At 40.6% G+C, this 14079-nt stretch carries 7 protein-coding genes; 1 reads left to right on the top strand and 6 read right to left on the bottom strand.

All coding sequences use genetic code 11. The features are described 5' to 3' along the window. Positions 1–514: 514 nt before the first annotated feature. From icmF to GN111_RS02555, 4 genes are all read right to left on the bottom strand, one after another. Positions 515–3802, bottom strand: coding sequence for a fused isobutyryl-CoA mutase/GTPase IcmF (gene icmF, locus GN111_RS02565; protein ID WP_155302243.1), 3288 nt, complete (start codon positions 3800–3802; stop codon positions 515–517). A 430-nt stretch (positions 3803–4232) separates the two neighbouring features. Then, positions 4233–4568: an acyl-CoA dehydrogenase family protein gene (locus GN111_RS33815; protein WP_269433843.1), complete on the bottom strand. Its 336-nt coding sequence runs from the start codon at positions 4566–4568 to the stop codon at positions 4233–4235. Positions 4569–4571: 3 nt separating this feature from the next. Next, a complete protein-coding gene (locus GN111_RS33810) occupies positions 4572–5324 on the bottom strand; it encodes an acyl-CoA dehydrogenase family protein (RefSeq protein ID WP_231715655.1) in 753 nt (250 codons plus the stop codon). A 1041-nt stretch (positions 5325–6365) separates the two neighbouring features. After that, on the bottom strand, positions 6366–8273 hold the full coding sequence (locus GN111_RS02555) for a cyclase family protein (RefSeq protein WP_155302242.1): 1908 nt from the start codon (positions 8271–8273) through the stop codon (positions 6366–6368). Positions 8274–9356: 1083 nt separating this feature from the next. On the opposite strand from GN111_RS02555, the gene GN111_RS02550 reads away from it, so the two are divergent. Further along, on the top strand, positions 9357–11471 hold the full coding sequence (locus GN111_RS02550) for a sigma-54-dependent Fis family transcriptional regulator (RefSeq protein WP_155302241.1): 2115 nt from the start codon (positions 9357–9359) through the stop codon (positions 11469–11471). Positions 11472–12258: 787 nt separating this feature from the next. On the opposite strand, the gene GN111_RS02545 is transcribed toward GN111_RS02550, so the two are convergent. After that, positions 12259–13242: an NADPH:quinone oxidoreductase family protein gene (locus tag GN111_RS02545; RefSeq protein WP_155302240.1), complete on the bottom strand. Its 984-nt coding sequence runs from the start codon at positions 13240–13242 to the stop codon at positions 12259–12261. 103 nt (positions 13243–13345) lie between these two features. Continuing rightward, a complete protein-coding gene (locus GN111_RS02540) occupies positions 13346–13705 on the bottom strand; it encodes a MaoC/PaaZ C-terminal domain-containing protein (RefSeq protein WP_155302239.1) in 360 nt (119 codons plus the stop codon). Positions 13706–14079 lie beyond the last annotated feature (374 nt).

Below are 14079 nucleotides of genomic sequence, written 5' to 3'. Positions count from 1 at the left end.
GATGTATAAATTTATAGTCAAAGCAATTATCCCTGGATAACCATTCACTGGATGAAGACGCTGAAACAAGGATAAAACCGACTGGAGATACGTCACCCATTATCCCTTGAACGATACTTATGGGAAGAAGAATTAGAAGGCTGGTAATAAATTCCATTGCAAAAATAATTGTGGAATGAAATAATAGTTTTTTAAAAGTATCTGTAGGGTGTAATTAAAGTTCTAGTATCCCTAGTAGTTGGGCAATTAGTTCAACGTCTAAATTCATTATTACCAGAACACCTTAAACTCATTATTTTCATCAAGAGCCGGGGAGTTTATTCCAAAACCTTCTCTTTGATATTTCAAGTTGATCGACCTTGCTTGAACGCCTGAAGTTGATGCATTTTGCTGTCTAACCCAATACCTCTCATTTTCATAAAACAAAAAGGTGATGGCATTACTATTCAACGATACTGTTATTTCAACGTCCGGGAATAGTTATAACCCCTGTGAAAGACGATTTAATTTTACGTTAAATATTCCTCCGATATTGCCCACCCATATCATACAGCGCCTCGGTAATCTGCCCCAGGCTGCACGTTTTAACGGTCTCCATCAGTTCGGCGAAGATGTTGTCGCCGGACAGGGCCACTTTCTGCAGCCGCTCCAATGCCTCGGGCGCCTTGTCCGCGTTGCGGGCCTGGAAGTCTTTCAAACGGGTGAGTTGGGACTCCTTTTCCTCTGTCGTGGCCCGGGCCAGGTCGATACAGGAGATGCCTTCCAGCATGTCGTCACCGTCGGCGTGTGGATCGCGGAATGTGTTGACGCCCACGATGGGATACTTTCCGGAATGTTTGAGTATTTCGTAGTAGATGGACTCTTCTTGGATCTTGCTGCGCTGGTAGCCGGTTTCCATGGCGCCCAGCACACCGCCGCGGGCGGTAATCCGGTCGTATTCCATGAGCACGGCTTCTTCCACCAGATCGGTCAGATCGTCGACGATGAAGCTGCCCTGGTAGGGATTTTCGTTTTTGGCCAGCCCCCACTCGCGGTTGATAATCAGTTGGATCGCCAGGGCGCGCCGCACCGACTCCTCCGTAGGAGTGGTGATGGCCTCGTCGAAGGCATTGGTGTGCAGGCTCTGGGCATTGTCGTAAATGGCGCACAGGGCCTGCAGGGTTGTGCGGATATCGTTGAACTGGATATCCTGGCTGTGCAGGCTGCGGCCGGAGGTCTGGATATGGTACTTTAGCATCTGGCTGCGCACCGATGCGCCGTACTTCTCTCGCAGGGCGATGGACCAGATACGGCGGGCCACCCGGCCGATGACCGTATATTCGGGATCCATGCCGTTGGAGAAAAAGAAGGAGAGGTTGGGAGCAAAGCTGTCCAGCGGCATGCCGCGGGAGAGGTAATATTCCAGATAGGTGAAGCCGTTGGCCAGGGTAAAAGCCAGCTGGCTGATGGGATTGGCCCCGGCCTCGGCAATATGGTATCCGGAAATCGAGACCGAGTAGAAGTTGCGCACATTCTTTTCGATAAAGTACTCCTGGATATCCCCCATCATCTTCAGGGCGAAGTCAATGGAAAAAATACAGGTGTTCTGGCCCTGGTCCTCCTTGAGAATGTCGGCCTGAACGGTGCCGCGCACATTCTCCAGCACCATGGCCTTGATTTTTTCGTATTCCTCCACAGACGGCTGCCGGCCGTTCTCCTGAGCGTATTTTTCCACCTGCTGGTCAATGGCCGTGTTGAGGAACATGGCCAGCATGATGGGCGCCGGCCCGTTGATGGTCATGGAGACCGAGGTATTGGGCGCGCACAACTCGAAGCCGCCATACAGCACCTTGACATCGTCCAGGGTGCAGACGCTCACCCCGGAGTTGCCCACCTTGCCGTAGATGTCGGGGCGCCGGTCCGGATCGTAGCCGTATAGGGTCACCGAGTCGAACGCCGTGGAAAGCCGCTTGGCCTCGCTGTTGGCCGAAAGCATCTTGAAGCGGCGGTTGGTGCGCGCCGGGTCCCCTTCGCCGGCAAACATGCGCGTGGGATCTTCGCCCACCCGCTTCATGGGAAATACGCCCGCGGTGTAAGGAAAGTATCCCGGAAGATTCTCTCTTCTCAACCAGGTGTAAATCTCGCCGGGGTCCTCGAAACGCGGCAGGGAAATTTTGGGTATTTTCTGGCGGGAAAGCGACTCGGTGGTCAGGGGCACCCGAATTTCCTTGCCCCGAACAGTGTAGACCAGTTCGTCGCCGGCATAGGCCGCTTTGGTCTCTTTCCAGTCGTTGACCAGCTTCTCGGTTTCGGCGTCCAGTTCCTCGCGGGCCTTGACGATTTCCTTTTTAAGGCGGTCCAGCAAAACGGCCGCATCGCCTTGAAGTTCGCCTTCGGTCAAGGCATTGGCGCTCTCTTCCAGGTGCCAGACCCGCCGAATGGCATCGGCCTGTTCGCTGGTCTCACGGTGGTACTGCCGAATCGTATCGGCAATCTCGGCCAGGTAGCGGGTGCGCTCCGGCGGAATGATAATGGTCTTGGAGGTGGACTGCTTGGTATCCACGCGGGGCAGGCTGGATTCGAATCCGACCCCGCTTTTCTCTTTGATGGTATCCAGCAGGGCGTGGTAAAGGGCGGTGACCCCATCGTCGTTGAACTTGGATGCGATGGTCCCGAAAACCGGCATATCGTCCGGGATTTTATCGAAGGCATTTCGATTGCGCTGGACCTGCTTGCGAACATCGCGCACGGCATCCTCGCCGCCGCGCTTCTCATATTTATTGACCACCACCAGGTCGGCGAAATCCAGCATGTCGATCTTCTCCAACTGGGAAGCAGCGCCGAAGTCGCTGGTCATGACGTACATGGAGACGTCCACCAGATCGATAATGTGAGAATCCCCCTGCCCGATGCCTGCAGTTTCGGCGATCACCAGATCGTAGCCGGCCGCTTTGACCACATCCAGCACCTCGCCCAGGGCTTCGGGAATTTCCGTATGGGATCTGCGGGTGGCGATGGACCGCATATACACCCGGGGGCTGCCGATGGCGTTCATGCGGATGCGGTCGCCCAGCAGGGCCCCGCCGGTCTTGCGCCGCGAGGGATCGGCACTGATGATGGCGATGCGGATATCCTTGAGGTCGTGCAGCATCCTCAATATCAGTTCATCGGTCAAAGAGGACTTGCCGGCGCCGCCGGTGCCGGTGATGCCCAGAACGGGCACAATCCGGTCGCCGATCTTGGACTGAAGCTCCTGGCGGAATTTGGCCAGGTGGCCGTTTTCCTTGGCCTTGGCCTGCTCCAGGGCCGTGATCATGTTGGCCACCCGCAGCTTGTTGTCCGGGGCCAGGTCCGTCAGGTCCATGGAAGCCTGATCGGCCCGGGAGTAGTCCATCGACTCGATCATATGGTTGATGATGCCCTGCAGTCCCATGCGGGCGCCGTCCTCGGGCGAGTAGATCTTGGTCACCCCGTAGGCTTCCAGTTCCTTGATCTCCTCCGGAACGATGACACCCCCGCCGCCTCCGAAAACCTTGATGTGGTCGGCGCCGCCCTCCTTGAGCAAATCCACCATATAGGCAAAAAATTCCATATGTCCGCCCTGGTAGCTGGAGATGGCAATACCCTGGGCGTCCTCTTCGATGGCGGCATCGACCACCTCTTTGACGGAACGGTTATGCCCCAGATGGATCACTTCGGCGCCGGAACTTTGCAGAATGCGTCGGAAGATATTGATCGATGCATCATGCCCGTCGAAAAGGGAAGTTGCCGTTACGATTCTCACATTGTTCTTGGGCTGGTAGATCTGGATGTCGTCGTTCATGCGTCCTCCTGTGGCTGGTCCTGGATGTTGGCGGCCGCCGAGCGGGTGGCTTTCCCCTGTTCGTCCCGGGTCGGTGATTACCCGGCGAACATCTCGGGAAAGATGCTGAGGTAGCTGTCGTAATGCTCAGGTCGCAGCATCAACGAAACCAAGTTGTGGGTATCCCGAAAGATGCCGGGAAACTAAAGGCAGAAAGGCGCGCCTTCCAGGATTTTCAATAGTAGCGCTCCAGAAATAGGTAAATTTGGTATAGATCAAGACACACGAAAAATATTACCGCAGGAATATGGTTGATATTCCGAAGATAGAATTTGGAGAGCAACACAGATATCGGACAAATTTGCCATTTAAGGAGAGGCACTTATTGTTTTTTCATTTTGCGGATCAGTGCACTGGCAATGGCGTTCTTTTGAATCTTTTTGGTGCCCTCTTAAATCTCGGTGATCTTGGCATCGCGATAAAAGCGCTCCACTTCGTATTCGGTCATGTACCCATAGCCGCCCGGAAGCTGGATGGCCTCGTCGGCGACCTTTACGGCCGTGCGGGCTGCGTTCATCTTGGCCATCGAGGTCAGCTTGGGATCGATGCGGCCCTGGTCGAAATTCCAGGCGGCCTTGTAAGTAATCAGGCGGGCCAGCTCGATCTTGGTGACCATATCGGCCAGTTTGTGCTGGGTCACCTGGAACTGGGCGATTTTCTTGCCGAACTGCTCGCGCTGCTTGACGTAGGCCAAGGCCCGGTCGTAGGCCCCCTGGGCCGTTCCCAGGGCCTAGGCGGCAATCTGAATGCGGCTTTCGTCGAAGAAATGCAGAACGTGATAGAAGCCCTTGCCCTCCTCGCCGATGAGATTTTTCAAGGGAACCCGAACGTCTTTGAAGGTCACTTCGGCGGTGGCCATCATCCGGATGCCCATCTTGTGACCGACATCGGAAGTGGACAAGCCCTCACGGTCGGTTTCGACCAGGATCAGGCTCTGGCCGCGGCAACCGGGTTTTGCATCGGGATCGGTCTGGCACAATACATTGTAAAAACCGGCCAGTCCGCCGTTGCTGATGAAGGTTTTGCCCCCATTGACCACCCACTCGTCACCGTCTTTGACGGCCGTGGTGTTTATATAGGTAATGTCCGATCCGTGGTCCGGCTCGGTGAAGGCACCTGCGGAAAGCATCTCCTCTTCGGCCACGGCCGGCAGGTATTTCTTTTTCTGTTCGTCGGTGCCGTAATGCATGATGATTTCAGAGGAGAAAGAGGACAGGGCGATGGCGCTGCCGATGGTTGAATCCCCCCGGCACAGCTCTTCGACCACCAGGATATCTTCAAGGGAACCGAGACCCTGGCCGGAATACTCTTCGGGATAATGCACACCGATGAGTCCCAGGTGGCAGGCTTTCGTCCAAATTTTAGGCGAAAACTCGTGCTTTTTTTCCAGTTCGTAGGCCAACTCATTATCGAATTCTCCTTTAACGATAACCCTGATCGCTTTTTGAATGTCCTTCTGGATTTTGTTCAGTTCAAAATCCATTATATGATTTCATATTGATTATTTTATCTATTTTTATAAAAATTATATTTTTGAAAATTTATTTTTTAGATTATTTTAATTAAAATATTTATATTTTGTATATAATTTTTAAAGTTCGGAGTTGATTGCAATTATATTAGTATTGTTGTAGTCTTAATTTTATTGATTTAGTACGCTTAAATACAATTTTACCCTATTTTGATTATTATTAGTTAAAACATAAATCAGTACAAATAAATTTATTCTTTCTATCATTAAAAAGATATTTTTTACAACATCTACTGTACGATGGCAATTTGTTTTTTAAATCTTATCTATAACCACTTAATGCAACTACATTCAAGTCCAGATATAGCAAGGTAAAAATTGTTATAACTATGCCGAAACTTCAAAGTTAAAATTGTAAGGGCTGAATAAAACTTTCTTTCATTATCTCGTTACTTAACATCACATCGTCTACCAATCTGAACCAGGGCAAGTTCAGCATGTATTTAACCTGGATCCAAATTTCATCACAAAGAGTCACGAAACAAGTCACCCTTTAGAAAGAGAAATTAAAATCAGGAACTCTCACTTCATCATTAAAGGAATTTAGAAAAATTATCCTAAGGTGCTTATATGTGAACCTCTTTCTTTGGTATATTAAAACGGTTCAGCAATATTTATACCGAAGCTTTTTCTTATTGCTATTATTCCACACTGCAGGATACCAATTGTAATCATGTAATTCCTGACAGCGTTATCCATCCAAATGGCCGGCACAGATATAACGGTTTTATCGATCTTCGGTTTAAAAAGCATTGTCGCTTCTCTCATCAAAAAAATAAGTTAGGAATTAAAAAGGCATATATACGACATCAAATCTCTCAGGATATTTACAAAACATTTTTTGATGTAATTTATGGATATAATTCAATCGATTTTTTAATTCTATTATAAGAGTTCTAATTTAGTTTTAACAGTCATTTCAATAATATAAATTTAATTAATTTATTTGTATTTATCTAGTTATGATACTATTCTATATCGTTATGTTTATCATCATTTAATTGCAATTGGATTACCTATACCTTGTGTGGTCCCTGTAATTTTTGGTACCGTAAAAACAAACATAAACTCATATTTCTTATCACTATTGCAATCTTCTGCTAGTTTATCCATTTTAAAATTCTGACCCCAATAAAATCCTTTTTTACATAGAGCTTCAACATGAACTGGAAAAACATCATTTTGGTTTTCTGAAGGCAAAACCTCCGTTGCCCATTGGTCTGTTGCGATAAAGGACAACCTTTTTTCATATGCCCAATCGATAACATCAATTGCTAATCCTGGTTCACCTGACATGAATTTTTCCGGATCATTATAAAAATTTTTCATCCATCCTGTCCGAATCATTAATGCATCGCCAGGTGTCAGTGTAAGTTTTTTATTTTTCAAATAATCGATTATATCATTTTTATTTACAATCTCACCCTTTTTCAGTTCGTGCCCCTTATGCTTAACCATGTCAATAAGAATACCACGAGTAACAATAGCAGGTGTCTTTTCGATTCCAAATTTTGTTGCTTTCGCATTGCTACCAATTGTTTCTTCAAGTGTGAATCCATTGTAAAATCGTATATCACCTTTGCTATATTCAACCCCTATATGCGCAGGTGTGTCTAATTGAGTGCCTTTTCCTGGACATCCGATAAAAATTTCCTCAAGCCAAGTCATTTTGTTACTTCCTAAAATTGAACTTAGAGGATGTGCAAGGGTAAGATTATGCCAATATCTAGGAGGATAGCCTGGATTCTGTTCTTCATATGAAGTACCCATCTCGAAAACTTCACCTCTTCTGATTAGATCAATTCCTTCTTTGACCTTCCCAGAATGCAGTTCATTCAAGGTTCCAAGCTCGTCATTTTCACCATATCGAGAAGGCCACCATTTTTCAGTATTTTTGACCTCATACCATTTGTTTTTATTTTTAGCTGGACCATTACCGATTGCAATTGGATTGCCAATGCCTTGTGTACTTCCAGCGATTTTTGGATGTGCAAATATAAACATAAATTCATAAATTCTATCTTTTGCAAGAGCCCTTAAATCTAAATTTTGTCCCCAGTAAAACCCTTTTTTGCATAATGCTTCTGAGTGAACTGGAAATACCTCTTTTGTATCTTCAGATGGAAGAACTTCGGTTGCCCACTGATCAGTTCCGATAAAAGATACATGCTGTTCATAGGCCCATTCAATTACATCCTTTGTTATTCCAGGCTCACCAGACATAAATTTTTTTGGATCATCCCAAAACCAGTGTAACCATCCAGTGTTGATCAATAGTGCATCACCGGGTTTATTTCTTATGTTGTTTTTTATTAGAAAGTTAACTATATCGGATTTGGTTACTTTTTCGCCAGCTTTTAAGTTTCTTCCTTTAACTGACACCATATCTACTAGTATTCCTTTTGTCACTATTGATGGAGTCGTTTTCATATCGAATTTTTTTAAAGTTGCTTTATTTGTTAAAACTTCAGATAATTTAAACCCATTGTAAAACCTTAAGTCGCCAGGCATATATTCAACCGCAATATGAGCTGGTCCATCAATTTGAGTTCCTTTACCTGGACACCCTGCAAACTCTTCTTCTAACCATGTCATTTTGTTTTCGCCTAACATTTTTCTCAAAGGATGTGCAAGACACGTTGTTTCCCAAAACCTAGGTGGATATCCAGGATTTTCACTTTTATATTCAACACCTAATTCGTAGATCTTTCCATTTCCAACAACTTTTTTCGCTTCAATTATGTTTAACTTTGATATTTCATTTAATGTTCCTAATTGATCGTCTTTGCCATATCTAGAAGGCCACCAAGCTTGATCCGAAGCAATTAAAACTTTTGTGTTAAATACAATAAAAAAAAGAAATACTGCAATTAGTATTAGTCTAGAACTAATTTTTTTCATTTTATTCTCCTTTCATATAAAAATAATTTAATAGATCCTAGAATTTTCCTTACCTTAAATCATCGTTTCCTGCATTACTAACCTTCTTAACATGGCACATAAAGTTATTTCTATCATAGTTTTGTATACCGTTTGAATCTTTTACTTTCCCAAACACCTTTTCGCATAATAACAATTTTCCGGCAGTAGGATTTTTAACAAAGACAGTGATAGCAAATACGATCATAGCTCTATAGAATGAATTCAAAGAACCTCCTACAACCGTCTTCATCCCGAAACAGATTTTTTAAATTATCAAAGTTCAGTTTATAGCCGTAGGTTCGGCTCGAAAGCACTGATATCAACTATCTGTACATTTACGATCACACGTACACGTCAATGATTGTTGTATGTTTTTTATCTTATCATTACGGAGCCTTTATTTTCTCAAAATTTGTTAATACCATTGCAGTATATATGCCAATTTCTAATATTTATTTTTACAATATATTTAGGAGATTATAAAGAATATATTAAATTTGATGCAGATATAAGCATCAAAAGATGCATAGTTTCGACCAAATGCATCGCTTGCATCATTATTGATTTTATGATATAAAATCTACTAAGTATAATATGTTTTTAACTAACTGTCATTTTTAGAATTATTTTTATTACTAAAGGACTTTTTAAAAACTTCTTTTAAGGAACACTTCCGAAGCGGATTGATTTTTAGAATTCGTAAGACATTTTGAAGGAGTTTTGATACCTTTTTCAGCCATTTGAACAGACACAAAAGCAGATACGCGATCAGGGCCATTAAAGCTGCATCATCAATGCATTTCGGAAAGTTATAGTAAATGAGTTGATACTCATATCCTATTTTATCCAGAGGAGGAAGATTTCGATTTGCCACCCTCTCTTTAAATTTCTGCATTGGTTTTGGTTACAGTTTTGATTTAAATAAATCCATATTATATCTGTCGTCTATTCTAATATAATATATTGATCTGAATATTTTTAAAATAATTAAAAGGAAATTGTGATATTTTTAACTTTAATACTCAATTTTAACTTAGTACCTATTATAGGAATATTCTATCCATGAAAAATCTTTCATCTCCATTAAGTAAAGAAATTCTTGTAAAAGATTTCATGACCACCAATCCAGTTTCTTTAAAAGAAACAGACAAATTAAAAAATGCATCAAAAATTTTAGCTGATAATCGTATCAATAGCGCTATAGTGAAAGATTTAAATGATAAGCTATCAGGAATTATTACTGTAACAGATATTTTACATAAAGTTTATAACTTTACTGATCCAAACTTTTTTGTCAAAGATTTATCGATTCCAAATGTTTACACAATACATGAACGAGATTCTTTAGACGATGTCATACAATTATGTTTTTCTAGTGGATTAAATCTGCTTCCAGTAGTCGATGATTTTGGATGTGTTGTAGGTATTTGGACAAACACAAATTTAGTTAATGCTCTAAGACTTTTGACAGATGACTTAGTTGGTAGTTTTGAAGCAATTTTAAAAAGCATAGATTATGGAATAATTGCCTTTAATAAAAACAAAAAATGTGTATTTATAAACAATATTGGCCAAAAAATGTTGCAACTAAATGAAAATAAGGTCAAGGGTTTACATATTACTGATTTACTTCAGTATAATAATATTGATGAAGTATTCGATTCCAAAAAAGCGATCAAAGGTGAAAAATTAATTGTTAACAACAGAGTGCTATATAGTAACTTATCCCCCATTTTTAGCAATGGCAAAGTTCTAGGAGCGGTAGCTATTTTACAGGAGACTGAGAGCATAGAACAAATATATAAAAATTTAGATAACATAAAACAACTCAATGCAGAATATGATACCTTAATAGAGTCTTCTTTTGATGGCATCGTTTTCAGTGATGGCTTAGGGAAAATGATACGTATTAATAACGCGTATGCCCGTATTACTAACATTAAGCCTGATCAAATCGTCGGTCGTACAGTAAGAGAATTGCTTAGAGACGGAATAATAGATATATGCCCAACATTTTCTCAACTAAAATTAGGCAAACCCATCTCTGTAGTTCAAAAGGTTTATACCGGAAAAAAAATGTTGGTTACAAGTTCACCTATTTTTGATTCTACGGGAAAAAGGATTACTATGGTTGTAACAAACTGTCGTGATCTAACCGAATTAAATAAGCTAAAGTATGAGGTTGACAGAATCAATATTGAAAAAGAACGAGTCATTCAAGAAGTGACAAAATTAAGGGCTGAAAAACTTGCAAGCTTAAATGTTATTGCTCAAAGTGACGAAATGAGGCGAGTAGTTGAAATTGCTTTGCAAGTTTCACAGTTTGACTCCACCGTAATTATAACTGGTGAATCTGGCGTCGGAAAAGAAGTAATCGCACATATGATCCATAAGGCAAGCCATCGAAAAAAAGGTCCGTTTATAAAGATAAATTGTGGTGCCATACCTGAACCTCTTATTGAATCGGAATTATTTGGATATGAGGATGGTGCATTTACTGGTGCCAAAAAAAAAGGTAAGCCTGGCGTTTTCGAGATGGCAGATGGTGGTTCTCTCCTTATGGATGAAATCGGTGAATTATCACATAGAATGGCTGTTGGACTATTGAGAGTTCTTCAAGAAAGGTCTGTTACCAGAGTAGGTGGAACGAAATCTTTTGAGGTTGATGCTCGTGTTATTGCTGCCACTAATGCAGATATTCAAGATCTTGTTAAAGAAGGAAAATTTCGTTCTGATCTATATTATAGGTTAAATGTTATAAATATCTATATTCCTCCTCTAAGGGAAAGACCCGAGGACATAGAATTATTAGCGTTGAAATTCGTAGAACAGCTCAATAAAAAATATAACAGAAAAAAGCATATTGATACATCAATGATGGATCAACTATTAACATATAAATGGCCAGGTAATGTAAGAGAACTTAAAAATTTTCTGGAAAGAGTTGTTGTACTTTCTACAACTGATCTTATTACTGCAGATGTATTTCCTGAAAGAATGAAAAATATATACATCCACAAGAGTAGTCAATATGGTAACAACGATATAGATAAATTAGAAACACTTTATGAGCGCTATCGCAGTTCTAGAAAAGTTGCAAAAATTCTCAATTGCCACCAGTCGACGATTATCAGAAAACTTAATAAATATGGAATAATGTCTAAATTTAAAAGTTGATTTCTTTTATTAAAAAATAGGAATCATACGATATATGGAACCCCTAAGTTCAAGGAATATTTTATTCTTTCGCGACTTGAAATGGAATAAATTATGATTTTTTTCTCAAATTTTTGGGTAAGTTTACCTTGCAAATACCTAATATTTTAATTTAAACGTTTAAATCTCTTTTTACATGAACATTCCTTTGATTTTGGCTTTTGACCCCAATAACTTAATGTCATTTATATAGTTTCCAGAAATTAGCTCTTACGATCCCAGCTGACTTTTAAAGAGTTGCACAGTTCACCAAGTATGATTTTTGCAGAACTGATTCCCTGGCAACAGTTCGAAGAACCCTAAAACCCGCTGATTTTTTACACAATTCAGGCAATTATACGATACCGTCACCCTGCAATATATATTTATCAGTGACTGACTGGTCAGCCCTACAGTATTAAAATATTAATCTTCCTGGTAATGAACCTGAAGCGGTGGCTGACCACCATTTTTTTTTTGTTTTTCACAGAGGAAAGATTCTTTTAGTTCAATTTGTTTTTCGTTCCATTAGGAGGTTTATCTTCAACAACCCAAGTGTGATGGAAAAAAACTTGTTATTCAACTGGCTCTAGTTATTGAATTAAAATATTTATTCTGAGAAGTAAAAACATGCAATGTAGACAATCTGATTATTAGTTTCATGATAATTTTTAGATAATAAGACTTAATATTCCTATCATACAAACTGATTCAATGAAACAATAACAAAAAATTGTTAAAAACACTAATGTTTTGTAGAAATAATTACTCATTTGACTTTGATTACAAGTTTACCATAGCATTTTCCTTCTGATAATAGCTCAAGGGCATTTTGTAGGTCGATAAATTCAAATTCTTTGTATATTATCGGTTTGATTGCTTTTTTTTCATATAGATGCATTATATTTTGATGCTCTTTTTTTATTTTCTCTGGATAAATCTTAGCAAATAATCCCCAATGAACACCAACTACAGAGTAATTTTTAATTAAAATATGATTTAAAGGAACCTCAGGTATTTTCCCGCTAGCAAATCCTATTGCCAATATTCTTCCAAAAAATGAGATACACTTTCTTGATTTATCAAAAACATCTCCGCCAACGGGGTCGAAAATTAGATCTGCACCTTTTCCTTCTGTCTCTTTTTTAACGAATTCAATAAAATCTGTTGACGAAATATTAATAGCAACGTCAGCTCCTATATCTTTACAGACAGTGGCCTTATTATCTCCATTTTCCGTAGCGTAAACAATTGCACCGATTTCTTTTCCTATCTGTATTGCAGCGGATCCAACTCCTCCTGCACCACCATGAACGATCAAAATTTCACCCTTTTTTATTTTTCCACAAGTATGAAGCGCATAGTACGCTGTATGAAAAGTTATCATCATTGATGCTGCTTCAGAAAAAGCTAGACTATCTGGAATAGGAAATACTCTTGCATGATTAACTGCAACCATTTCAGAAAGACCACCTTTTGGAAGTTCCGGCATGGCAGATACTCTATCTCCAATTTTAAATGGGGTGTTTTTACCAACTGCTTTAACAACTCCTGCAATCTCAGCTCCAATAGTAAAGGGTAATTTATGTTTTTCTTGATACTTTCCTTGGCATTGCAAGATATCAAAAAAATTAAGAGCAGCTGCGTTGACGCCTATTAGAACTTCATCATCAGTAATATTTGGAATTTCCATTTCAGCTAACTCAAGAGCATTATTTGGATTTCCGATTGTTTTCACAATCCAACTTTTCATAAACACTCCTTAAAAATTTTTTTAGGGATAATAGTGGTTCTTTGGACTGAAACTTATCAAAGGGTTAACTAATCGATCCCTTTTTTTGAATCAAATAGATTTACTATTTAAGATTAAAAGTGCCAATCAGTTTAATTTCCTCATTTATATTTATTACTTTAATTTCACCCGATAAACTATTCTTTTCTATAGTACAAATTGTTTTTATCTTTTCACCTGGAAAGGTCATTGATGTAAATCTAGCGGAAAATTCTTTTATGTGGTTAATACCAAAACGTTTTGTAAGTTCTATCGCAGCAATACCCATAATATACATCCCATGGGCAATTACATTATGAAGTCCAATTTTATTCGCTTGATCTTTGTTTGTGTGTATAGGATTAAAATCATATGATGCATGTGCATAACGAACTAGTTGGCAAAGCTCTATCTTAATATATTCCCTCGATTCATCGCAATTCATTTTAGATCCTGACCATATGTAAAAGCAACTTATTCTTTGAGCATTTAGAATATAAGGTTTGGAAACGCAACCAGCTGGCAATCTGTGAAATGTTATCGTCGTTCTGAATGAATACCAGAACCACTTTAGCTTTTAACTTTGGAATGTATTTGTCATTGGCTTTTTCCCAATTGTCAGATCCTTCTAAGAATTTGTCTTGATTCTTAACTCAGCACTATCCAGATTTTGGGGTCCACTTCTCTCGATTAGGATGCATAACTGTACCAAAAGAACCTCAGTTAGGAGCTTTATCAAGGTTTAACTACAGTAACTCATCTCCTCAAAAAAAGGCTTTGCAAAGTCTATAATCTTTATCATAAGAATCAAGATCGTGG

This window comes from Desulfosarcina widdelii, assembly GCF_009688965.1.
In the GTDB taxonomy this organism is placed as follows: domain Bacteria; phylum Desulfobacterota; class Desulfobacteria; order Desulfobacterales; family Desulfosarcinaceae; genus Desulfosarcina; species Desulfosarcina widdelii.
The sequence above is the reverse complement of the archived record's forward strand: the minus strand, read 5'-3'. Positions and strand labels throughout refer to the sequence as shown.